24 protein-coding genes are annotated in these 21,738 nt (G+C 54.4%); 16 read left to right on the top strand and 8 right to left on the bottom strand.

From position 1 onward, the window contains the following. Positions 1-13: 13 nt before the first annotated feature. Complete coding sequence (locus F0320_RS00495) at positions 14-976, bottom strand: polysaccharide deacetylase family protein (protein ID WP_126330439.1); 963 nt, start codon at positions 974-976, stop codon at positions 14-16. A 150-nt stretch (positions 977-1,126) separates the two neighbouring features. Here F0320_RS00495 and rfaQ point away from each other — a divergent pair, with 150 nt between their 5' ends. From rfaQ to coaD, 7 genes are all read left to right on the top strand, one after another. After that, a complete protein-coding gene (rfaQ, locus tag F0320_RS00490) occupies positions 1,127-2,197 on the top strand; it encodes a putative lipopolysaccharide heptosyltransferase III (protein WP_126330438.1) in 1,071 nt (356 codons plus the stop codon). Further along, positions 2,194-3,321 (top strand): glycosyltransferase family 4 protein, encoded by a 1,128-nt coding sequence (locus F0320_RS00485; protein WP_033147040.1) that lies wholly within the window; start codon positions 2,194-2,196, stop codon positions 3,319-3,321. The genes rfaQ and F0320_RS00485 overlap by 4 nt, the downstream gene beginning before the upstream one ends. Before the next feature lie 2 nt (positions 3,322-3,323). Next, a complete protein-coding gene (locus F0320_RS00480; protein WP_126330437.1) occupies positions 3,324-4,424 on the top strand; it encodes a glycosyltransferase in 1,101 nt (366 codons plus the stop codon). A gap of 11 nt (positions 4,425-4,435) precedes the next feature. Continuing rightward, complete coding sequence (locus F0320_RS00475; RefSeq protein ID WP_126330436.1) at positions 4,436-5,425, top strand: glycosyltransferase; 990 nt, start codon at positions 4,436-4,438, stop codon at positions 5,423-5,425. Between the two features lie 66 nt (positions 5,426-5,491). Beyond that, the gene (gene waaA / locus F0320_RS00470) at positions 5,492-6,766 is read left to right on the top strand and encodes a lipid IV(A) 3-deoxy-D-manno-octulosonic acid transferase (protein ID WP_029740803.1); all 1,275 of its coding nucleotides are present in this window, start codon (positions 5,492-5,494) and stop codon (positions 6,764-6,766) included. Continuing rightward, entirely contained in the window at positions 6,766-7,536 is a 771-nt protein-coding gene (locus tag F0320_RS00465) for a glycosyltransferase family 2 protein (protein WP_126330434.1), read from the top strand. The genes waaA and F0320_RS00465 overlap by 1 nt, the downstream gene beginning before the upstream one ends. A gap of 3 nt (positions 7,537-7,539) precedes the next feature. After that, positions 7,540-8,019 (top strand): pantetheine-phosphate adenylyltransferase, encoded by a 480-nt coding sequence (gene coaD / locus F0320_RS00460; RefSeq protein ID WP_063408583.1) that lies wholly within the window; start codon positions 7,540-7,542, stop codon positions 8,017-8,019. A gap of 2 nt (positions 8,020-8,021) precedes the next feature. Here coaD and mutM read toward each other — a convergent pair whose 3' ends face one another. The 4 genes from mutM to radC all read right to left on the bottom strand — a co-directional run bounded on the left by mutM (position 8,022) and on the right by radC (position 10,217). Continuing rightward, entirely contained in the window at positions 8,022-8,831 is an 810-nt protein-coding gene (mutM, locus tag F0320_RS00455; protein ID WP_023309890.1) for a bifunctional DNA-formamidopyrimidine glycosylase/DNA-(apurinic or apyrimidinic site) lyase, read from the bottom strand. Between the two features lie 72 nt (positions 8,832-8,903). After that, a complete protein-coding gene (gene rpmG, locus F0320_RS00450) occupies positions 8,904-9,071 on the bottom strand; it encodes a 50S ribosomal protein L33 (RefSeq protein WP_003024094.1) in 168 nt (55 codons plus the stop codon). A gap of 22 nt (positions 9,072-9,093) precedes the next feature. Next, the gene (gene rpmB, locus F0320_RS00445; RefSeq protein WP_002436699.1) at positions 9,094-9,330 is read right to left on the bottom strand and encodes a 50S ribosomal protein L28; all 237 of its coding nucleotides are present in this window, start codon (positions 9,328-9,330) and stop codon (positions 9,094-9,096) included. Between the two features lie 218 nt (positions 9,331-9,548). Beyond that, a complete protein-coding gene (gene radC / locus F0320_RS00440; RefSeq protein WP_023309889.1) occupies positions 9,549-10,217 on the bottom strand; it encodes a RadC family protein in 669 nt (222 codons plus the stop codon). Between the two features lie 172 nt (positions 10,218-10,389). Between radC and coaBC the strand changes: the two genes are divergently transcribed. From coaBC to slmA, 3 genes are all read left to right on the top strand, one after another. Further along, the gene (gene coaBC / locus F0320_RS00435) at positions 10,390-11,601 is read left to right on the top strand and encodes a bifunctional phosphopantothenoylcysteine decarboxylase/phosphopantothenate--cysteine ligase CoaBC (RefSeq protein WP_087823747.1); all 1,212 of its coding nucleotides are present in this window, start codon (positions 10,390-10,392) and stop codon (positions 11,599-11,601) included. Then, entirely contained in the window at positions 11,579-12,037 is a 459-nt protein-coding gene (dut, locus tag F0320_RS00430) for a dUTP diphosphatase (protein WP_008502691.1), read from the top strand. The genes coaBC and dut overlap by 23 nt, the downstream gene beginning before the upstream one ends. Before the next feature lie 120 nt (positions 12,038-12,157). Next, positions 12,158-12,754: a nucleoid occlusion factor SlmA gene (gene slmA, locus F0320_RS00425; RefSeq protein ID WP_010426428.1), complete on the top strand. Its 597-nt coding sequence runs from the start codon at positions 12,158-12,160 to the stop codon at positions 12,752-12,754. A 40-nt stretch (positions 12,755-12,794) separates the two neighbouring features. On the opposite strand, the gene pyrE is transcribed toward slmA, so the two are convergent. Together pyrE and rph are read right to left on the bottom strand one after the other, a co-directional pair. Beyond that, on the bottom strand, positions 12,795-13,436 hold the full coding sequence (gene pyrE / locus F0320_RS00420) for an orotate phosphoribosyltransferase (protein WP_126330432.1): 642 nt from the start codon (positions 13,434-13,436) through the stop codon (positions 12,795-12,797). 67 nt (positions 13,437-13,503) lie between these two features. Next, positions 13,504-14,220, bottom strand: coding sequence for a ribonuclease PH (gene rph, locus F0320_RS00415; RefSeq protein WP_010426431.1), 717 nt, complete (start codon positions 14,218-14,220; stop codon positions 13,504-13,506). A gap of 125 nt (positions 14,221-14,345) precedes the next feature. Here rph and F0320_RS00410 point away from each other — a divergent pair, with 125 nt between their 5' ends. Continuing rightward, a complete protein-coding gene (locus tag F0320_RS00410) occupies positions 14,346-15,209 on the top strand; it encodes a YicC/YloC family endoribonuclease (protein WP_023309886.1) in 864 nt (287 codons plus the stop codon). A gap of 204 nt (positions 15,210-15,413) precedes the next feature. Then, entirely contained in the window at positions 15,414-16,031 is a 618-nt protein-coding gene (locus tag F0320_RS00405) for a trimeric intracellular cation channel family protein (RefSeq protein ID WP_126330430.1), read from the top strand. 2 nt (positions 16,032-16,033) lie between these two features. Here F0320_RS00405 and ligB read toward each other — a convergent pair whose 3' ends face one another. Next, complete coding sequence (ligB, locus tag F0320_RS00400; RefSeq protein ID WP_126330428.1) at positions 16,034-17,704, bottom strand: NAD-dependent DNA ligase LigB; 1,671 nt, start codon at positions 17,702-17,704, stop codon at positions 16,034-16,036. A gap of 251 nt (positions 17,705-17,955) precedes the next feature. On the opposite strand from ligB, the gene gmk reads away from it, so the two are divergent. The 4 genes from gmk to trmH are packed head-to-tail and all read left to right on the top strand — an operon-like array spanning position 17,956 to position 21,737. Next, positions 17,956-18,579 carry a guanylate kinase gene (gene gmk, locus F0320_RS00395; protein ID WP_010426438.1) on the top strand — a complete coding sequence of 208 codons (624 nt, stop codon included), beginning with the start codon at positions 17,956-17,958 and terminating at the stop codon, positions 18,577-18,579. Positions 18,580-18,633: 54 nt separating this feature from the next. Then, entirely contained in the window at positions 18,634-18,909 is a 276-nt protein-coding gene (rpoZ, locus tag F0320_RS00390) for a DNA-directed RNA polymerase subunit omega (protein ID WP_000135058.1), read from the top strand. 19 nt (positions 18,910-18,928) lie between these two features. Further along, the gene (spoT, locus tag F0320_RS00385) at positions 18,929-21,043 is read left to right on the top strand and encodes a bifunctional GTP diphosphokinase/guanosine-3',5'-bis pyrophosphate 3'-pyrophosphohydrolase (RefSeq protein WP_023309883.1); all 2,115 of its coding nucleotides are present in this window, start codon (positions 18,929-18,931) and stop codon (positions 21,041-21,043) included. Between the two features lie 4 nt (positions 21,044-21,047). Continuing rightward, positions 21,048-21,737, top strand: a complete 690-nt coding sequence (trmH, locus tag F0320_RS00380) for a tRNA (guanosine(18)-2'-O)-methyltransferase TrmH (RefSeq protein ID WP_064673820.1) — start codon at positions 21,048-21,050, stop codon at positions 21,735-21,737. The last annotated feature ends 1 nt before the right edge of the window (position 21,738 follow it).

Below are 21,738 nucleotides of genomic sequence, written 5' to 3'. Positions count from 1 at the left end.
CTTACAGCGCCGGTTACCCGGCGCTATTTTTTTGGGAATAAAACTCCGCCAGCGTCATCCCTACAGTCTTGTCGGATAACCAGCTAAAGAGCGTTTCTAAATCCTGATACAACCCTTCAATCGCCGCCTCATCTTTAAAGGTCGGGCTTCCGCCAGGCATAAATTCCGACGAATGAAGCATAAACTCCACGTACTCATTTCCCTGCGACAGGCATTGCTGTGCGACCTGAATCATTTGCGCCGCATTCCCACCGGACGGTCTTAGCCAGTTGACGGAGGGTGAGCGGTATTTACCGCGAAGCCTGTCGTAACCCTGTTTGATCGTGTTCAACCACGCCGGGTGTTTATACTGAATGCTCATCGGCACTTCGAGTAATGGGCTATTGCCCGCCCGGGAAATATTATCTAAATCCATGAAATAGGCGTGGTCGGGGAAATACTGATAATCCGTTCCGCCATTACACTGCGGGGCGCCTTTCGCATTGCGCCAGTTCACGCGTGGCGTCACGGAGCAATCAACCTGGTAGCCCAGTTCAACGAGCAATTTTGCGTAGCGACTGTCAAATGCCCAACGTCCGGCACGGTGGCTTAACATTTTGGTCTGGAAGGTCTCTTCCAGCAGGCGGGTCATGAACAGCACTTTTTCTCGCATCACCTCATCCGAAAATTCAACCAGATAAGGCTGCCATCGCCAGTCATCGCCCGTGAGATCGTGTTCCGGCGGGCTATTCCATGCGTGAAGGTGCATTCCCACCTCCCCCTGACCGCGGGCGATCGCGTCCCTGGCGAATTCGATGAAAACGGGCTCGACCGCCATCTCGTAATTGGTCAGCCACACGGGCTTAAAGCCGAAACGCTCGCAAAGCGCCTGGAAACGCGCCAGATAACGCGCATTTTCCGTTTTAATGACGCGGTGATTTTGCCAGAGATTATCGCCCTCAGTATCAATTGTGATGATAAACGCTGGTTTGTTCATAATGAGTCCGCAAGACAGGAAAGTTAGCGCTATGTTACGCACTCTCCAAAGCATGAGTAAACCCTTCCGGGGAAATTACTGAGATTATGGAGAAAGAGTGCAAGTCGCTATCAGGTCTATTAGAATTGCCATTAGTACAACGCCGATAAGATGATGATGAATAACTTACCTGACACACCTGATTTGCGCATTTTACTGATCAAACTCCGCCATCATGGCGACATGTTGCTGACCACTCCCGTCATTGATTCGTTACGTCAAAAATGGCCGCAGGCGCAGATTGATGTCCTGCTGTATGAAGAAACGCGCGATATGCTCGCCGCGCATCCAGCGATCGGTACAATTTATGGAATCGATCGCAAATGGAAACAGCTGGGCACGCTGAAGCATCTTCAAAAAGAGTGGCAGTTGCTGTGTGCGTTAAGAAATCAGCATTATCATCTGGTGATTAACCTTGCCGATCAATGGCGTAGCGCGATCGTCACCCGTTTCACCGGTGCCCCCGTTCGCCTCGGATTCGCGTTTAACAAACGCAACAGTGCCTTCTGGCGTTTTTGTCACACCGATCTGGTTTCTGTCGATGGCCACAAATCCCTGCATACGGTCGAACAGAATCTCTCCATTCTGGCACCATTACCGGTCGCGCCGCGGCCTGCCGTCACCATGGCCTATACCGCCGAAGACTGGGATCATGCCCGTAAAAGACTGACGCAGACGGGTGTGGGCGACAGCTACATTGTGATCCAGCCGACGTCCCGCTGGTTCTTTAAATGCTGGAGCGAAGACAAAATGGCGCAAACCATTACTGCATTGCAGCAGGATGGTCATACGGTTGTGCTCACCGCGGGGCCGGATAAAAAAGAGCTGGCGATGATCGATCGCATTCTCGCCGCCTCGCCAAAGACGGGAGTCGTCTCGCTGGCGGGCCAGCTAACGTTGCGCCAGCTGGCCTCACTTATCGATCATGCGCGTCTTTTTATCGGCGTTGACTCCGTTCCAATGCATATGGCCGCCGCGCTGCAAACGCCCTGCGTGGCTCTGTTTGGTCCTTCTAAACTCACGTTTTGGTCTCCATGGCAAGTCAACGGTGAAGTGATCTGGGCCGGCGATTACGGCCCGCTACCCGATCCGGATGCCATTGATACTAAAACGAAAGAACGCTATCTCGATGCCATTCCTGTTGATGCTGTCGTCTCCGCCGCAAGGAGATATCTGTCATGAAACACCATCGTCTGGCCATTGTTCGCCAAAAATATCGCCCTGATGGCGGAGCGGAACGCTTCGTTTCGCGCGCTCTCACCGCGCTGAGCAATCAGAACCTTGAGCTCAACGTCATCACGCGTGAGTGGCAGGGAGAGAAGCAAGACGACTGGCATATCCACATTTGCAACCCTCAAAAATGGGGTCGCATCAGTCGGGAACGCGGATTTGCACAGGCCGCACGCGCGCTGTGGCAGCAACAGCAGTTTGATATTGTTCAAAGCCATGAGCGCATCCCGGGTTGTGATATCTATCGCGCGGGTGATGGGGTGCATCGTCGCTGGCTGCTGCAGCGCGCGCGCATTTTACCTGCCTGGCGTGCGCAAATGCTGATGTATGACCGCTATCACCGCTATGTGATGCGTGCGGAACGGGAAATGTATCAGGCGCCTGAGTTAAAAGCCGTAATCTGTAATGCGGAAATGATCAAACGCGAAATCGTTGAAGACTTTGATATTGACGCAAATAAAATTCATGTGATTTATAATTCTATTGATTCCAGCCGCTTCGTTCCGGCCCAGGAGGCACAGCGTGCGATGCTGCGCCAGCAATTTGGTTTGCCAGCCGATGCCGTTGTGTTCTGTTTCGTAGGCTCAGGGTTTGAACGAAAAGGATTAGCCAGCGCCATACGCGCTATTGCTGGAACATCAGCCTGGCTGATTGTGGTTGGGCAAGATAAAGCAGAACGTCGTTATCGCGACCTCGCCCGTTCGTTAGGCTGCGAGGGGCAAATCCGTTTCCTGGGGGTGCAAAAAGAAACTCTGCCTTTTTATCAGCTATCCGATGGTTTACTGTTGCCAACGCTGTATGATCCCTTTCCTAACGTCATTCTTGAAGCGATGGCCTGCGGCTTGCCCGTCATTACTTCAGAGAGTTGCGGTGGTGCAGAGTTTATTCAACAAGGCCAGAACGGATTTTATTGTGACGCACTTGATATCAGTACATTGAAGGAAGCGGTAGCCGCCATTCCTTCACTGGAAAAAAATAACAATATGGGACGAGCGGCACGTGAACGTGTAAAAGACGCCACTCCCGAAAAACTATCAAGTCAGCTTATTACGCTTTATCAAAAATTACTGGATTAAAAATGCGCATCCTAATGATTATTGATGGTTTACCCGGTGGAGGAGCCGAAAAAACGGTTCTTACACTCTCCCGTGGATTAATAGAAATGGGGCATCAGGTCTCTCTATTCTCTCTGCGGAAAGTGTGCGACTACGCCATCCCGGAAGGCATCGATTATCAGGTTGTTCAGGACACATGTAAAAAACCATGGCGAAAGCTGACGGAAATCCCACGCCGTGCCCAACTTCTGGATCAGGCGATTGAGCGAGCTGAGCGCAGCGGCAAATTTGATGTGGTGTTCTCTCACCTGCACAAAACAGACCGCATTGTGGCGCACTGCCGCGCGCTGGAACGTGACAAAGTCTGGTTCTGCGTACACGGCATGTTCTCGTTTTCCTATCTTCGCCATCGCAGCGGACTTTCGCGCTGGTTTAAACATCTTAAAATCCGTCATACCTACGAAAATCGCAACGTTGTCGCCGTCTCAGGCGCCGTGTTGAAAGATCTTTCCGAGACGCTGGCGCTCAATCTTCGACGCAAAGCGGTTATCCATAATCCTTTCGATATTCCTGAAATTCAGCGTCTGGCGGATGCGCCCTTCGAGATGCAGGGAAAGGATTACATTATTCATGTTGGCCGCTTCCATGAGCACAAACGCCACGACCGACTCTTACGTGCGTTCGCCCTGAGTAAAATTGACACAACGCTGGTCATGATGGGCAATGGTTCTGACGCTCAAATTCAAAAACTCAAGCAGCTTGCTGCCGAGCTGGGTATTGAAAACAAAACGGTTTTCCGCCCGTTCGAGTCCAATCCCTATCCCTGGATTAAAGGGGCACGCCTTTTAGTGTTAAGTTCTGACTGCGAAGGTTTTGGTAATGTGCTGGTCGAAGCCATTATCTGCCAGACGCCACCGGTCAGTACAAATTGCCCCGGAGGCCCCGCCGAAATCCTCACCGGCGCTTTAGCGCGCGGGCTGGCAGAGTTAAATGACGAGTCACTGGCAAAAACGCTGGCGGATATTTATACCGCCCCGCCGGTCGTTGGCGATGCAACCATCGCGTCGTTCGGTATCAATGCCATTTGCCAGCAATATATTGCTCTGGTCGACAATCAAAAATAATCAGGTTTCTTATGCAAAATTCAGCCCCATTGTTAAGCGTGGTGGTTGCCGTTTATAACGGTGAAGCTTTCCTGGATCAGTTCTTTACCTGCCTTGTCAATCAACGCATCGACAGCATGGAAGTCATCATTGTCAATGACGGCTCTACTGACCGCTCGATGGAGATCGTCGAAAACTGGCGAGAAAAACTGCCGCAGATGCAGGTCATAGAACAGCAAAACCAGGGCGTATCCATCGCGCGTAACACCGGTCTGGCCGTTGCAACCGGTCAATATCTCTCTTTCCCGGATATTGATGATGTCTTTAAACCCGGCATGTACCAGCGCCTGCTGGATATGGCCGTCACGCAGGATCTGGATGTCGCCACCTGTAACGGGAACTACGTCTGGGAAAACAACAAGAAACCTTCACGTCCGATCTTCCCTGAAGACAAACTGGCTTCGACAGGGGTTATGACTGGCCCTGCGTGGTTAAAAATGGCGCTGGACTCTCGTAAATTCCTTCACGTCACCTGGTTGAACATCTATCGCCACGACTTTATCCGTAAACACAATTTCCATTTCGAACCCGGCCTGCGCCATCAGGATATTCCGTGGACCACCGAAGTGCTGCTTGCGGCAGAGCGGGTTCAGTACACTAGTGAACGTTATTACGATTACTACATTCACTCTGCATCGGTGTCCCATATGCCGGACAATGACGACACGCTGATTCGCTCCGCGCGTCACTACATGAAAATCCTGCAGATGCTCGATGCCATCAATCAGCGCTACCCGGATAAAGTGAAAGGGATCCCTGCCTGCCACTGGCAAATTGCCAAAGAGGGACTGGGCATTATTCACACCTTCGACAACATGAAGGATGAGAAGAAGAAATCAATGATTATTAAAGAGTTCTTCGAAACAGGCATCTGGAAACTCATCTGGAAAAGTGCAAAAAGCCCGCGTCTGCGCTGGCGGCTCGGTCGACGTTATTTCCGTTTGAAACGGTATCTGGCATAAGAGATAGCTTTACCTGGCCTAAATGCTTAGAATTTGCCCGCCGAAACTAAAAAAACGGATAATCGCTTGGAATTGTTGTATACCGCTCTGCTCTACATCATTCAGCCACTGGTGTGGCTGAGACTGTTGCTTCGTAGCCGGAAAGCGCCTGCGTATCGTAAACGCTGGGCTGAACGCTATGGCTTCTGCCGCAATAAAGTCGTACCGGACGGTATTTTGCTGCATTCCGTTTCTGTCGGTGAAACGCTGGCGGCGATCCCGCTGGTTCGCGCCCTGCGTCACCGCTACCCTTCGTTGCCAATCACCGTCACGACGATGACGCCAACCGGCTCGGAGCGCGCGTTATCCGCTTTCGGTAAAGACGTGCAGCACGTCTATCTGCCTTACGATCTGCCCTGCGCCATGAATCGTTTCCTCAACACCGTGCGCCCGAAGCTGGTGATCGTGATGGAAACCGAACTGTGGCCGAACATGATTTCCGCTCTGCATGCCCGTAAAATTCCGCTGGTCATTGCCAACGCGCGCCTCTCAGAGCGCTCGGCGAAAGGTTACGGCAAGCTGGGCAAATTTATGCGTCGCCTGCTGAGCAAAATCACGCTGATTGCCGCGCAGAACGAAGAAGATGCAGCGCGCTTTATCTCTCTGGGCCTGAAACGCAACCAGCTTGCGGTAACGGGCAGCCTAAAGTTCGATATTTCCGTTACCCCTGAGCTCGCCGCCCGAGCCATCACGCTGCGTCGCCAGTGGGCCCCGCGTCGTCAGGTCTGGATTGCGACCAGTACCCATGATGGCGAAGAAGAGATCATCCTGCAGGCTCACCGCAAGCTGCTGGAAAAATTCCCTGATTTACTGCTGATCCTCGTGCCTCGCCATCCGGAGCGTTTTAAAGATGCCCGTGAAATGGTCCAGAAAGGCGGCTTCAGCTTCACGCTGCGAAGCAGCGGTGAAATCCCTTCCGGCAGCACCCAGGTGGTGATTGGCGATACGATGGGCGAACTGATGTTGCTGTACGGCATTGCTGACCTCGCGTTTGTCGGTGGCAGCCTGGTGGAACGCGGAGGCCATAACCCGCTGGAGCCGGCAGCCCACGCCATTCCGGTACTGATGGGGCCGCACACGTTTAACTTCAAAGACATCTGCGCGAAATTACAGCAGGCCGATGGTTTAATTACCGTGACCGATGCGGATTCGGTGGTTAAAGAGGTATCGACCCTTCTGACTGACGAAGATTATCGCCTGTGGTACGGGCGTCATGCCGTCGAAGTGCTGCACCAGAACCAGGGCGCACTGACCCGTCTGCTGCAGCTTCTGCAACCTTATCTGCCCCAGCGGAGCCACTAATGCCAACGCGTCTGTCGGTCGTCATGATCGCCAAAAACGCCGCCGAGCTGCTTCCGGATTGCCTGGCATCGGTTGCCTGGGCTGACGAGATAGTCATTCTTGACTCCGGAAGTACGGATAACACGGTGGATGTCGCCCGGGCAGCGGGCGCAAACGTCTTTGTCGACGCTGACTGGCAAGGCTACGGCATCCAGCGCCAGCGCGCGCAGGGGTATGCCACCGGTGATTACGTCCTGATGCTCGACACCGACGAACGCATCACGCCGGAGCTTCAGCAGGCCATTCAGGCGGTGATTTCCTCACCTCAACATGGCGCCGTATACAGCATTGCCCGCCGCAACTACTTCCTTGGCCGTTTTATGCGCCACAGCGGCTGGTATCCTGACCGCGTGATGCGCCTCTACGAGCGCGAGCGGTATCAGTACAACGACAATCTGGTGCATGAATCCCTGAGCTGCGATAGCGCCCAGGTCATTCCCCTGACAGGCGATTTGCTGCACCTGACCTGCCGTGATTTCGCGAGCTTCCAGCGTAAACAGCTCAACTATGCCACCGCATGGGCGCAGGAGCGTCACCAGCGCGGCAAGAAGGCCTCGCTGACGGGTATCTTCACCCACACGCTGGGCGCGTTCCTGAAAACGCTTCTGCTGCGTGGTGGCGTCCTGGACGGTAAGCAGGGCTGGTTACTCGCGGTAGTGAATGCCCAGTATACTTTCAACAAATACACCGAGCTGTGGGCGCTCTGCCGCGGCTACTCAGAGAAAACGTGAGCCATGAGCACAAAAGCGATTTATCCGGGTACCTTCGATCCGATCACCAACGGTCATCTTGATATCATCACCCGTGCGGCGTGCATGTTCGACAAGGTGATCCTGGCCATTGCCGCCAGCCCCAGCAAAAAGCCGATGTTTGACCTCAACGAGCGCGTACAGCTCGCCACCGATGCCATTTCGCACCTGCCGAATGTTGAGGTGGTCGGGTTTAGCGACCTGATGGCAAACTTCGCCCGCGCTCAGCAGGCCAATATTCTGATCCGTGGTTTACGCGCGGTAGCAGACTTCGAGTATGAGATGCAGCTGGCGCACATGAACCGCCACCTGATGCCGGAGCTGGAGAGCGTGTTCCTGATGCCCTCCAAAGAGTGGTCGTTTATCTCTTCCACGCTGGTAAAAGAGGTGGCGCGTCATCACGGCGACGTCACCCATTTCCTGCCAACTAACGTCCACCATGCACTGATGGAAAAGCTAAAGTAACCCTATTTCTGGCACTGACGGCAGTAGAACGTGGCGCGCTGGGCGTGCTTCGTGGCAATAACGGGCGTGCCGCAGACTCTGCACGGTTCGCCTTTACGGCCATATACCTGCAGCTCCTGGGCAAAATAGCCCGGCTTGCCGTCACTTTGCAGGAAGTCCTTCAACGTTGTCCCGCCCTGCTCAATCGAGCGAAGCAATACAGCTTTAATCACCCGAACCAGCAGCTCGCACTCCTGCGCCGACAGCGAAGAGGCCAGCCGATCGGGATGGATCCCGGCCGCAAACAGCGATTCGCTGGCGTAGATATTCCCCACGCCGACCACCAGCTTGTTATCCATCAGCCAGGGCTTAATTGGGCTTTTCTTCTTCGCACACTTCGCCTTGAGGTATTCCGCGTTAAACGCGTCTGAGAGCGGCTCCGGGCCCAGATGCGCGAGCACGTTGTGCCCTTCCAGCTCCTTCGTCCACAGCCACGCGCCAAAGCGCCGTGGGTCAGTGTAACGGAGCACTTTGCCGTTGCTCATCACCAGATCGACGTGGTCGTGCTTTTCCGCAGGCAGTTCTTCGGTAAGAATGCGCAGGCTCCCGGACATCCCCAGGTGGATAATAATCCAGCCGTCGGGCAGCTCCAGCAGCAGGTATTTCGCGCGACGCTGTACGCTAAGGACGGGTTTATCGCTCAGGGCATGGATCTCATCGGACACCGGCCAGCGCAGACGTCCATTGCGGACCACCGCGTGAAGAATCGTCGCGCCGACCAGATGGGGCTCAATGCCGCGACGGCTGGTTTCTACCTCAGGTAATTCAGGCATGGTTCCTCCGTTGAGATACAGAATGCAAAAAACCCCGCAGTTGCGGGGTTTTTCGATACAAGGAGACTAAAATTATTTGATTTTAGCTTCTTTGTACAGTACGTGCTGGCGTACAACTGGATCGAATTTTTTCAGTTCCAGTTTTTCCGGCTTAGTACGTTTGTTCTTCGTGGTGGTGTAGAAGTGACCTGTACCAGCAGAAGAAACCAGCTTGATTTTCTCGCGAATACCTTTAGCCATGATTTATTTCCTCTTTAAGTACTTAGTACTTTTCGCCACGGGCACGCAGTTCGGACAGAACTGTATCGATGCCTTTCTTATCGATTACACGCATACCTTTAGCAGATACGCGCAGGGTGACAAAACGCTTCTCGCTCTCAACCCAGAAACGGTGAGAGTGCAGGTTCGGCAGGAAACGGCGTTTAGTCGCGTTCAGTGCGTGGGAACGGTTGTTACCGGTCACCGGACGCTTGCCAGTAACTTGGCAGACTCGGGACATGTCTATTCTCCAAAAATCAAATTAGCTCGAGCTTCGTATGGGGTATCGGCGCCTCGTCAGGCTTTACAGCCCGGTCATCGCATAGTTCTAAGTGAACTCTCGATTGCCAGGCCCAAATGCCAAACCCGAGATTCTCAAAGGTGGCGTAGTATACGCTGACTCGGCGGTGTGCTCAAGTCCCGAACAGACAAAGATCCCGATGGATCGCGAGAAATAGCCTAAATCCAGCCATGTTCTGCGAAAGAAATGTACTCACCGCGGCCAATTATCAGATGGTCCAGCACACGAATGTCCATGAATTGACAGCATTTGATAATGCGTTCGGTGATTTCTTTGTCCGCTCTGCTCGGTTCTGCACAGCCAGAGGGGTGATTATGCGCGAGGATCACGCCCGCTGCATTCACTTTTATCGCTTCCCGCACAATTTCACGCGGATGCACCTCAACGTGGCTCAACGTGCCCGCAAAGAGACAGCTATGTTTCAGCACCCGATTTCTGTTATCGACAAAGATCACCATAAAGATCTCGCGTTCAATATCGGTTAACTGGCTTTGCAGGAATTCGCGCGTCATTTCTGGCGTCAGGATCGGATCTTCCTTCTCCATGCGGACATTGTAAAAACGGCGGGCAAGTTCAGCAATGCCCCTCAGCTGGGCATATTTCGCAACGCCAATCCCCTCAACGTGCTTAAACTGCGCCAGATCGGCGGTCAGTAAACCGTACAGCGAACCGAAATGTGCTATCAGCTCTTTTGCCAGCGTAAATACCGTTTTTCCGGGCGTTCCGGTACGTAAAAAGAGCGCTAACAGTTCATCGTCTTTTAACAGGGTGACGCCATAGCGCAGCAGTTTTTCGCGCGGCAGCAGCTCCTCATCCTCTTCTTCCATGCTCTTTCTCCCCTTTTTAACCTCATGCTGCCACAGGCCAATCCGTCGCTCGACGGCCACGTTGCGTTCTTGCGTAGCGCCTCGCAAAGTGGTCGAAGGACAAAATCACTCCACTTTGGGGATTGTGATAAAATGCCCGCTCTCTGGTGAAACCCAACAGGAAAGAATCATGATGAGCCTGGCCGGTAAAAAAATCGTTCTTGGCGTGAGCGGAGGTATTGCCGCCTATAAAGCGCCGGAGCTGGTGCGTCGTCTGCGCGAGCGCGGAGCTGACGTGCGGGTCGCGATAACCGAAGGCGGTAAAGCCTTTATCACTCCCCTGAGCCTGCAGGCCGTTTCAGGATACCCGGTATCTGACAGCCTGCTCGATCCGGCCGCCGAAGCCGCGATGGGCCATATTGAGCTGGGTAAATGGGCAGACCTGGTTATCCTCGCCCCCGCCACGGCTGATTTAATCGCTCGGGTGGCGGCCGGTATGGCAAACGATCTGGTCTCCACCATTTGTCTGGCCACGCCTGCGCCTGTTGCCGTCGTTCCTGCCATGAACCAGCAGATGTACCGTAACGCGGCCACTCAGCACAATCTGGAGACGCTGGCCTCACGCGGCCTGCTTATCTGGGGTCCGGACAGCGGCAGCCAGGCCTGCGGCGACGTTGGCCCGGGTCGCATGCTTGATCCGCTGACGATTGTTGATATGGCCGCAGCCCATTTTTCGCCTGTCAACGATCTGCAACATCTCAACATCATGATTACCGCGGGCCCTACGCGCGAGCCGCTGGACCCGGTGCGCTATATCACCAATCACAGCTCCGGCAAAATGGGCTTTGCGATTGCCGCCGCCGCCGCAAGGCGTGGCGCGAACGTCACGCTGGTGAGCGGCCCGGTATCGCTGCCTACCCCTGCGTTTGTGAAGCGAATCGACGTCACCACCGCGCTGGAGATGGAAGCCGCCGTGCAGGCACATGCGCAAAGCCAGCAGATTTTTATCGGCTGTGCGGCCGTCGCAGACTATCGTGCCGAAACGATCGCCGAGGCTAAAATTAAAAAGCAAGGCGATGAATTAACACTGAAAATGGTGAAAAACCCGGACATTGTTGCCGGTGTCGCCGCACTAAAAAGCCATCGTCCATACGTTGTTGGGTTTGCCGCAGAAACGAATAATGTGGAAGAATATGCCCGGCAAAAACGTACCCGCAAAAACCTCGATTTGATTTGCGCGAACGACGTATCGCTGGCCACACAAGGATTTAACAGCGACAGCAACGCACTGCACCTTTTCTGGCAGGATGGAGATAAAGTCTTACCGCTTGAGCGCAAGGAACTCCTGGGCCAACAATTACTGGACGAGATCGTTACCCGTTATGATGAAAAAAATCGACGTTAAGATTCTGGACCCGCGTGTTGGCGAGCAATTCCCGCTGCCAACCTATGCCACCTCCGGCTCTGCTGGTCTTGACCTGCGCGCCTGTCTCGATGACGCCGTAGAACTGGCTCCGGGTGCCACTACCCTGGTTCCAACTGGCCTGGCAATTCACATTGCTGACCCGTCTCTGGCAGCAGTGATCCTGCCGCGTTCTGGTCTGGGCCATAAGCACGGCGTTGTGCTGGGTAACCTGGTGGGCCTGATCGACTCCGACTACCAGGGTCAACTGATGGTTTCCGTCTGGAACCGCGGCCAGGACAGCTTCACCATTGAACCGGGCGAGCGTATCGCACAAATGGTCTTTGTACCGGTGGTACAGGCAGAATTTAACCTGGTGGCAGACTTTGACGCCACCGACCGTGGCGAAGGCGGCTTCGGCCATTCCGGGCGCAAATAACGGCCCGAAAGACACGTATCTCACAGCGTCATAATGCAATAACAAACCGCAAACGCCCGTTTGCGGTCGCTGTGTGGATGCCAGCCTGGCAAGTGCTTATTTTCAGGGGTATTTTGTAACATGGCAGAAAAACAAACCGCGAAAAGGAATCGTCGCGAAGAAATACTTCAATCTCTGGCTCTGATGCTTGAATCCAGCGATGGCAGTCAACGCATCACCACCGCTAAACTGGCCGCCTCTGTAGGCGTGTCTGAGGCGGCGCTGTACCGTCATTTCCCGAGCAAGACCCGGATGTTCGACAGCCTGATCGAGTTTATTGAAGACAGCCTGATTACGCGCATCAACCTGATTCTGAAAGACGAAAAAGACACCACCGCGCGTTTGCGTCTGATTGTGCTGTTAATCCTGGGCTTCGGTGAACGCAATCCGGGCTTAACCCGCATTCTCACCGGCCACGCGCTGATGTTTGAACAGGACAGACTGCAGGGCCGCATTAACCAGCTTTTCGAGCGTATTGAAGCGCAGCTGCGCCAGGTACTGCGCGAAAAGAAAATGCGTGAAGGCGAAGGTTACACCATCGATGAGACGCTGCTGGCGAGCCAGATACTGGCGTTTTGTGAAGGGATGCTCTCCCGCTTTGTGCGTAGCGAATTCAAATACCGTCCAACGGACGATTTTGACGCCCGCTGGCCGTTAGTGGCTGCTCAGTTGCAGTAATCCGTAAGCCCGGTAAGCGTAGCGCCACCGGGCGATTTAATTACACCCCGAACTCTTCGCGATACGCTTTTACCGCTGCCAGATGGTCCGCCATCTCAGGCTTCTCTTCCAGATACGCAATCAGATCTTTCAGGGTAATAATCGACGTCACTTTACAGCTGTAATCGCGTTCGACTTCCTGAATAGCGGAAATTTCACCGCGACCACGCTCCTGACGATCCAGAGAAATCAGCACGCCAGCAAGCGTCGCACCGTTGGCCTGAATAATCTCCATCGATTCACGGATCGCCGTACCCGCAGTAATCACGTCATCGACCAGCATGACGCGGCCCTGCAGCGCGCTGCCGACCAGATTCCCGCCTTCACCATGTGTTTTAGCTTCTTTGCGGTTAAAGCAGTACGGCACGTCGCGGTCATGGTGTTCCGCCAGCGCCACCGCGGTGGTGGTCGCAATTGGAATGCCTTTATAGGCCGGGCCAAACAGCAGGTCAAAATCAATCCCGGAATCCACCAGCGCTTCGGCATAGAAACGGCCTAACAGTGCCAGATCGCGCCCGGTATTAAACAGCCCGGCGTTGAAGAAATAGGGACTCTTACGCCCGGATTTCAGCGTAAATTCGCCAAACTTAAGTACCTGCTTGTTAAGCGCAAACTCAATAAACTGGCGCTGATACGATTTCATGGATTTGCTCCTTTGGTTTTTCTGTCTTACAGGCAAAAAAAAGGCGACTCATTGGTCGCCTTTAAAATCAATTTTCTAACGCCGCTTTCTGCGTCGTTACAATAGACTCGATTCCCCCTCGGGCCAACGCCAGCAGGGAGAGAAGCTCTTCGTGGGTGAACGGCTCGCCTTCCGCCGTGCCCTGTACTTCAATGATGCGACCATCTTCGGTCATCACCACGTTCATGTCGGTTTCGGCTGCGGAATCTTCAACGTATTCCAGATCGCAAAGCGCTTCGCCGTTAACGATACCTACAGAAACCGCCGCAACCATGCCTTTCATTGGGTTGGTTTTCAGCTTACCGGCCGCAACCAGCTTGTTCAGGGCATCCGCCAGCGCCACGCAGGCACCGGTAATCGACGCCGTACGCGTACCGCCGTCTGCCTGAATCACGTCGCAGTCCAGCGTGATGGTGAATTCACCAAGGATTTTCAGGTCAACGGCGGCGCGCAGCGCACGCGCGATCAGACGCTGAATCTCCATGGTACGGCCGCCCTGCTTACCCTTTGCCGCTTCACGAGCATTACGGGTATGGGTCGCACGCGGCAGCATGCCGTATTCTGCGGTGATCCAGCCCTGGCCCTGACCTTTCAGGAAGCGCGGAACGCCTTCTTCGATGGAGGCGGTGCATAGCACTTTAGTGTCACCAAACTCAACCAGCACGGAGCCTTCAGCGTGTTTTGTATAGTTACGGGTCAGGGTGACGGGACGCACCTGGTTGGCGCTACGACCTGATGGACGCATGATGGATTCTCCGGCTTGAAACGAATGTGGCTGCGCATTATACGGATAAAGGACGCTTATTCCTATCCTGAGAAGCCCCCGAAAGCTATAATCCCCCCATCTCTCCTTTAAAAACGGGAATGTCTATGATCCGCAGTATGACCGCCTACGCCCGGCGTGAAATCAAGGGTAGCTGGGGCAGCGCCACATGGGAAATGCGCTCGGTAAACCAGCGTTACCTGGAAACGTATTTCCGTATGCCGGAGCAGTTCCGCAGCCTTGAGCCTGTTGTACGTGAACGTATCCGTACGCGTCTGACGCGCGGGAAAGTGGAATGTAACCTGCGCTTTGAGCCTGATGCCAGCGCACAGGGCGAGCTCATCCTCAACGAAAAACTGGCGAAACAGCTCGTGAATGCGGCGAACTGGGTCAAAATGCAGAGCGATGAAGGCGAAATTAACCCGGTTGATATTCTGCGCTGGCCTGGCGTCATGGCGGCCGGCGAGCAGGATCTGGACGCCATTGCCGCTGAAATCCTGGCAGCCCTCGACGGCACGCTGGACGACTTTATCGTTGCCCGCGAAACCGAAGGCCAGGCGCTGAAAGCGATGATTGAGCAGCGCCTTGAAGGCGTGAGCACCGAAGTAGCGAAAGTCCGCACCCATATGCCAGAAGTGCTGCAATGGCAGCGCGAGCGCCTTGTCGCCAAACTGGAAGAAGCGGAAGTTCAGCTGGAAAACACCCGTCTGGAACAAGAGCTGGTGCTGATGGCGCAGCGTATTGATGTCGCTGAAGAGCTGGACCGTCTGGAAGCGCACGTTAAAGAAACCTACAACATTCTGAAGAAGAAAGAAGCTGTGGGCCGCCGTCTGGACTTTATGATGCAGGAGTTCAACCGCGAGTCGAACACCCTGGCGTCTAAATCGATCAATGCAGAAGTGACGAATTCAGCGATTGAGCTGAAAGTGCTGATTGAACAGATGCGCGAGCAGATCCAGAACATTGAGTAATGCCTTTCGGGTGGTGTCGAATGCACCACCCATTACTATTTCTAATCCATTTCAACGCCCATTTTGTCGCTTTACCGCCTTTCATAAAGCTTTCTCTATAGAGCTTGATAAAAATTTATAGGGCAAACTGGCTCGCCTTAGAAAATCTCAATCGTGATCTTGCGCACAAATCGCTAACCTCCCCGCGTTCACACCGGAGGGTATATGCTGCTTCACATCCTTTATCTCATTGGCATCACCGCAGAAGCCATGACCGGCGCACTTGCCGCCGGACGTCGCCGTATGGATACCTTCGGCGTGATCATTATTGCTACGGCGACCGCGCTGGGTGGCGGTTCCGTGCGCGATATTCTGCTTGGCCATTACCCGCTCGGCTGGGTTAAACACCCTGAATACGTGATTATCGTGGCAACGGCCGCCGTGTTAACCACCATAGTGGCGCCCGTTATGCCCCATCTTCGCCGCCTGTTCCTGGTGCTTGATGCGCTGGGGCTGATTGTCTTTTCGATCATCGGCGCGCAAATCGCGCTCGATATGGGGGAAGGACCGGTTATCGCCACCATCGCCGCCGTGGTCACGGGCGTATTCGGCGGTGTGCTGCGCGATATGTTCTGCAAACGCATCCCCCTGGTCTTTCAAAAAGAGCTGTATGCCGGCATCTCCTTTGCGGCAGCAGTACTTTATATCGCTCTGCAGCATTGCGTTTCAAACCATGATGTGGTGGTCATCTCGACGCTGCTGTTTGGCTTTACGGCCCGCATGCTGGCGCTGCGTCTGAAGCTCGGGCTGCCCGTTTTTCATTACAAACACAGCGCCCACTAGCTTCAGAACCCGTTGATGTGCTGTTCAGCGAGCCATTTCGCCAGCACATCAATCTGAGGCGCGTGAATCCAGTTAACGATTTGTCGTGCTTTCTCCTCTCCTGTTCCCGGCAGGGTCTGCCAGTCCTTTGCGTTGCGCCCGCTCATCTTCTGCCACGATATGTCTCCCATCGCCTTCAGCGAAGCCTGGGTCAATGGCACACCCATTGCCATGAGCCAGCGGATAAACGGCTTCTCGCGCACCAGATTAAATCGGTGCCAGAGCGCCAGCCCGCGTGCTGAGGAAAAACCCGGTGTAGCCTGCAGCTGCGCCTGCGTTAATAACAGCCATGAAAAGAGATGTTCAAAATGATGCGCCTGCCAGAGGGTCCGCCAGCCTGACTCGCCTACTCCTTCAATATCGAATACCTGCTTTGAACTGAGCCAGGTTAGCCGGGCAAAGAACTGCTCCATACACTCCGGCGAAGCATAGAAGCAGCTAAGAGCATGATAGCGCGAGACTGGTGGCTCTGGTTTATGTCTGTCCGTTCCGCGCCAGAGCACCTTATCAAACCGGGGGATACCCTGCCCGGCCAGGCTGATTTGTATCTGATCCCCTGGAGCAATATCCAGACTCTGCCAGCGCCCAACCGAGCCCAGACTCACCCGCTGCACCTGTTTATCATCCAGTTGCACGGGCTCCAGCGCTGCTACAACGGAAATTTTGCCCGTGCGCCCCACGGAAAAATGAATATCACTCACCTCAGCGACCTGAGCTGCGGGAGGATATTTCCACGCGACAACCCAGTGGCCTTCTCCCGGTAACCACTCTTCGCCCGCAGGTTCGTCCTCCGAACGCACCACAATGCCATCCGTGGCAAAAGGTAATGCGGTCACGTGCCAGGCCGCGCGCTGCTTCTCGACGGCATCGACAGAATCGGCGGGTAGCGTGTACCGTGCCGACAGCGTAAAACCAGCCTGAGACAGTTCAGCTAAAGAGGTACGCATATCTTTCGGTCCGTCTGGCCAGGCCCAGATGAATACGCCGATCTTGCTCAATAGCGAGTTATCCTTTTGCCGCATCATCGCCCCCGCCACCTTTGCGCGAGCGTTCATTCCGCCCAACTGGCTCTGAATGTGGTTGTCGCGTAACCAGAAAAGCTCGCCCTGCAAGACGCTATTCGCCAGCGCGCCGGTGAGATTTTGCGGAACCGACGGGATTAAACGTACCTTATCGGTCCAGTCTTCCCCTTTCAGGCCATCACCGCGACTGATGGCCTGGACTAACTTTCCGTCACGATAGACCAGCGTCACCGCCACACCGTCAACTTTCGGCTGCAGCCACAGATGCTGTCGGGCACGCATCCACTGCCTCAGTTCCTCTTTGCTTGCCACCTTATGCACGCCCGTGTGGGCAACGGGATGTTTTACGCTTCCCGTCAGCGCCGGGAGTTTCTCTTCTGAAGGCTCACTGCCAAAACAGCGCTGCCACTGCGTTAACCGCCCATGAAGCTGGTCGTAAGCCTCGTCGCTGATTTCACTCACGCCCTGCTTCCAGTAAGCCTCATCCCAGCCTTTGATTTGGGCGCTTAACGACGCCATCTCTTTTTCTGCTTTTGCCTGCGACCACACCGGACACACCGCCGCGCCATAGCTACACCACAACAGCATTAACCCGCTTATCCATCGCCACATCGCTACCCCTCCTTTTCATTGCAGGAGATATACCCGGATGCCTGAAACAACGCTAACGGCAACATTTCACAATGCGAGACGCTATCCGGTGTTTCTTTTGGTTGCTGAAAAACACAGATAAAACCTGAAAACGGCACGCAAAATTCAATAATCCAGGGGAAAAAGTGTGACAAAGGCTACGTCACACGGCGGTGACGTGTATAATAAGCCCGTATGTAGGACTTCTTCGTTAACACATACAAAAGACTCTCATGGCTCAAGGCACGCTTTATATTGTTTCTGCCCCTAGTGGCGCGGGTAAATCCAGCCTTATTCAGGCACTGTTAAAAACCCAACCGTTGTACGACACACAGGTTTCTGTTTCTCACACCACGCGAGCGCCGCGTCCGGGTGAAGTGCACGGTGAACACTATTTCTTTGTGGATCACGACGAATTCAGAGCGATGATCGGCAGAGACGCGTTTCTTGAACACGCTGAAGTATTCGGTAATTACTACGGTACCTCGCGTGAAACCATTGAGCAGGTTCTGGCCACGGGCGTGAATGTGTTCCTGGATATCGACTGGCAGGGCGCACAGCAAATTCGTAAGAAAATGCCTGACTCGCGCAGTATCTTTATTTTACCGCCATCGAAAGATGAGCTGGATCGCCGCCTGCGTGGTCGCGGTCAGGACAGCGAAGAAGTGATCGCAAAGCGTATGGAACAGGCTGTTGCAGAAATGAGCCATTACGCGGAATATGATTACCTTATTGTGAATGATGATTTTGATGCCGCGCTAAGCGATCTCAAAACCATTCTTCGTGCAGAACGTCTGCGTATGAGCCGCCAGAAGCAGCGACATGACGCATTAATCACCAAACTGTTGGCAGACTGAACCCACTTTCAGTATCATGCCCAGTCATTTCTTCACCTGTGGAGCATTTTAAGTATGGCACGCGTAACTGTTCAGGACGCTGTAGAGAAAATTGGTAACCGTTTTGACCTGGTGCTGGTCGCCGCGCGTCGCGCTCGTCAGATGCAGGTAGGCGGTAAAGATCCGCTGGTACCGGAAGAAAACGATAAAACCACCGTTATTGCACTTCGCGAAATCGAAGAAGGTCTGATCAACAACCAGATCCTCGACGTGCGTGAGCGCCAGGAGCAGCAAGAGCAGGAAGCCGCAGAACTGCAGGCCGTAACCGCTATTGCTGAAGGTCGTCGTTAATTAAACCTGCGGGTCGCCCTTGTATCTGTTTGAAAGCCTGAATCAACTGATTCAAACCTACCTGCCTGAAGACCAGATTAAGCGTCTTCAGCAGGCGTATCTCGTTGCACGTGACGCTCACGAGGGCCAGACACGTTCAAGCGGTGAACCCTATATCACGCACCCGGTAGCGGTGGCCTGTATTCTGGCCGAGATGAAACTCGACTACGAAACGCTGATGGCCGCTCTGCTGCACGACGTGATCGAAGATACCCCAGCCACTTATCAGGACATGGAACAGTTGTTTGGCAAAAGCGTTGCCGAACTGGTGGAAGGGGTCTCTAAGCTTGATAAGCTGAATTTCCGCGACAAGAAAGAGGCGCAAGCCGAAAACTTCCGCAAGATGATTATGGCGATGGTGCAGGATATCCGCGTCATTCTCATCAAACTCGCTGACCGTACCCACAACATGCGCACGCTGGGCTCACTTCGCCCGGATAAACGTCGCCGCATTGCCCGTGAAACCCTCGAAATCTACAGTCCGCTGGCGCACCGTTTAGGTATTCACCACATTAAAACCGAGCTGGAAGAGTTGGGTTTTGAAGCGTTGTACCCGAACCGCTATCGCGTGATTAAAGAGGTGGTGAAAGCCGCACGCGGTAACCGTAAAGAGATGATTCAAAAAATCCTCTCGGAAATTGAAGGGCGCTTACAGGAAGCGGGAATCCCGTGCCGCGTCAGCGGTCGCGAGAAACATTTGTACTCCATCTACTGCAAAATGGTGCTCAAGGAGCAGCGTTTTCACTCGATCATGGACATCTACGCCTTCCGCGTGATCGTCCACGATTCGGACACCTGCTATCGCGTGCTGGGGCAGATGCACAGCCTCTACAAACCGCGTCCGGGGCGCATGAAAGATTACATCGCCATTCCAAAAGCGAACGGCTATCAATCTTTGCACACCTCGATGATCGGGCCACACGGTGTGCCTGTTGAGGTGCAGATCCGCACCGAAGACATGGACCAGATGGCAGAGATGGGTGTTGCCGCACACTGGGCGTATAAAGAGCACGGTGGAGAAAGCAGTACAACCGCCCAAATCCGCGCCCAGCGCTGGATGCAAAGCCTGCTGGAGCTTCAACAGAGTGCGGGCAGCTCGTTTGAATTTATCGAGAGCGTTAAATCCGATCTCTTCCCGGATGAGATTTACGTTTTCACCCCAGAAGGTCGAATTGTCGAACTGCCTGCGGGCGCCACGCCGGTCGACTTCGCTTACGCCGTGCACACCGATATCGGGCATGCCTGCGTCGGCGCGCGTGTCGACAGACAGCCTTATCCGCTGTCTCAGCCGCTCTCCAGCGGCCAGACGGTAGAAATTATTACCGCGCCGGGCGCACGTCCGAATGCGGCCTGGCTGAACTTTGTCGTGAGCTCCAAAGCACGCGCCAAAATTCGCCAGCTGCTGAAAAACCTCAAGCGCGATGATTCCGTCAGCCTGGGGCGTCGTCTGCTCAACCACGCGTTGGGCGGCAGCCGTAAGCTGGCTGAAATTCCGCAGGAGAACGTCCAGCGTGAGCTGGAGCGCATGAAGCTCGCGTCACTTGACGACCTGCTGGCAGAGATTGGCCTCGGCAACGCCATGAGCGTGGTGGTGGCGAAGAACCTGCAGCAAGGCGACACGACAGCGGTGCCTGCAACCACGCAAAGCCATGGACACCTGCCGATTAAAGGCGCGGACGGGGTGCTGATCACCTTCGCAAAATGTTGCCGTCCAATACCTGGCGACCCGATTATTGCGCACGTCAGCCCGGGTAAAGGGCTGGTTATCCACCACGAGTCCTGTCGTAACATTCGCGGCTACCAGAAAGAAGCCGAGAAGTTTATGGCAGTCGAGTGGGATAAAGAGACGGCGCAGGAATTTATCACCGAAATTAAGGTGGATATGTTCAACCATCAGGGTGCCCTGGCGAACCTGACGGCAGCGATCAACACGGCTTCTTCCAACATTCAGAGCCTGAATACGGAAGAAAAAGATGGCCGCGTGTACAGCGCCTTTATTCGTCTGACCGCCCGCGACCGCGTGCATCTGGCGAATATTATGCGCAAGATCCGCGTCATGCCGGATGTGATTAAAGTCACCCGAAACCGAAACTAGGTTTATGAATTCACAACGTTATGCACGTATCTGCGAAATGCTCGCCAGGCGTCAGCCTGACCTGACGGTCTGCATGGAGCAGGTGCATAAACCTCATAACGTCTCTGCTATCGTTCGTACCGCAGATGCCGTCGGTGTGCATGAAGTGCACGCCGTCTGGCCGGACGGCCGTATGCGCAATACGGTCTCGGCGGCGGCAGGCAGCAACAGCTGGGTGTCTGTCAAAAATCATCACACCATTGGCGAAGCCGTATCGCACCTGAAAGGGCGCGGGATGCAGATCCTCGCCACTAACCTGTCCGCTAAAGCCGTAGATTTCCGCGAGATCGACTACACCCGCCCGACCTGCATTTTGATGGGTCAGGAGAAAACCGGGATCACCCAGGAAGCGCTGGATCTGGCGGATCGTGACATCATCATTCCGATGATCGGCATGGTGCAGTCTTTGAACGTCTCCGTGGCGTCCGCACTCATTCTGTATGAAGCGCAGCGTCAGCGTCAGAACGCCGGGATGTACGAGCGCAGCAACAGCATGCTGCCGGAAGATGAGCAGCAGCGCCTGCTGTTTGAAGGTGGTTATCCGGTGCTGGCTCGCGTTGCGAAGCAGAAAAAATTGCCTTACCCCCACGTCAACGCGCAGGGCGAAATTGAAGCCGATGCCGAGTGGTGGGCCACCATGCAGTACGCCGGGTAAG

It is taken from the genome of Enterobacter dykesii (genome assembly GCF_008364625.2).
Lineage (GTDB): Bacteria > Pseudomonadota > Gammaproteobacteria > Enterobacterales > Enterobacteriaceae > Enterobacter > Enterobacter dykesii.
This window is presented reverse-complemented; position numbering and strand designations above follow the sequence as displayed.

Coding starts and splice junctions, on each gene's coding strand:
- rfaQ (WP_126330438.1), top strand. CDS start 1,127: ATGATGATGAATAACTTACCTGACACACCTGATTTGCGCATTTTACTG.
- coaD (WP_063408583.1), top strand. CDS start 7,540: ATGAGCACAAAAGCGATTTATCCGGGTACCTTCGATCCGATCACCAAC.
- rph (WP_010426431.1), bottom strand. CDS start 14,220: ATGCGTCCATCAGGTCGTAGCGCCAACCAGGTGCGTCCCGTCACCCTG.
- radC (WP_023309889.1), bottom strand. CDS start 10,217: ATGGAAGAAGAGGATGAGGAGCTGCTGCCGCGCGAAAAACTGCTGCGC.
- F0320_RS00405 (WP_126330430.1), top strand. CDS start 15,414: ATGCTGCTTCACATCCTTTATCTCATTGGCATCACCGCAGAAGCCATG.
- pyrE (WP_126330432.1), bottom strand. CDS start 13,436: ATGAAATCGTATCAGCGCCAGTTTATTGAGTTTGCGCTTAACAAGCAG.
- coaBC (WP_087823747.1), top strand. CDS start 10,390: ATGAGCCTGGCCGGTAAAAAAATCGTTCTTGGCGTGAGCGGAGGTATT.
- F0320_RS00465 (WP_126330434.1), top strand. CDS start 6,766: ATGCCAACGCGTCTGTCGGTCGTCATGATCGCCAAAAACGCCGCCGAG.
- slmA (WP_010426428.1), top strand. CDS start 12,158: ATGGCAGAAAAACAAACCGCGAAAAGGAATCGTCGCGAAGAAATACTT.
- ligB (WP_126330428.1), bottom strand. CDS start 17,704: ATGTGGCGATGGATAAGCGGGTTAATGCTGTTGTGGTGTAGCTATGGC.
- F0320_RS00475 (WP_126330436.1), top strand. CDS start 4,436: ATGCAAAATTCAGCCCCATTGTTAAGCGTGGTGGTTGCCGTTTATAAC.
- F0320_RS00495 (WP_126330439.1), bottom strand. CDS start 976: ATGAACAAACCAGCGTTTATCATCACAATTGATACTGAGGGCGATAAT.
- F0320_RS00410 (WP_023309886.1), top strand. CDS start 14,346: ATGATCCGCAGTATGACCGCCTACGCCCGGCGTGAAATCAAGGGTAGC.
- mutM (WP_023309890.1), bottom strand. CDS start 8,831: ATGCCTGAATTACCTGAGGTAGAAACCAGCCGTCGCGGCATTGAGCCC.
- rpmG (WP_003024094.1), bottom strand. CDS start 9,071: ATGGCTAAAGGTATTCGCGAGAAAATCAAGCTGGTTTCTTCTGCTGGT.
- rpmB (WP_002436699.1), bottom strand. CDS start 9,330: ATGTCCCGAGTCTGCCAAGTTACTGGCAAGCGTCCGGTGACCGGTAAC.
- rpoZ (WP_000135058.1), top strand. CDS start 18,634: ATGGCACGCGTAACTGTTCAGGACGCTGTAGAGAAAATTGGTAACCGT.
- F0320_RS00480 (WP_126330437.1), top strand. CDS start 3,324: ATGCGCATCCTAATGATTATTGATGGTTTACCCGGTGGAGGAGCCGAA.
- trmH (WP_064673820.1), top strand. CDS start 21,048: ATGAATTCACAACGTTATGCACGTATCTGCGAAATGCTCGCCAGGCGT.
- dut (WP_008502691.1), top strand. CDS start 11,579: ATGATGAAAAAAATCGACGTTAAGATTCTGGACCCGCGTGTTGGCGAG.
- F0320_RS00485 (WP_033147040.1), top strand. CDS start 2,194: ATGAAACACCATCGTCTGGCCATTGTTCGCCAAAAATATCGCCCTGAT.
- gmk (WP_010426438.1), top strand. CDS start 17,956: ATGGCTCAAGGCACGCTTTATATTGTTTCTGCCCCTAGTGGCGCGGGT.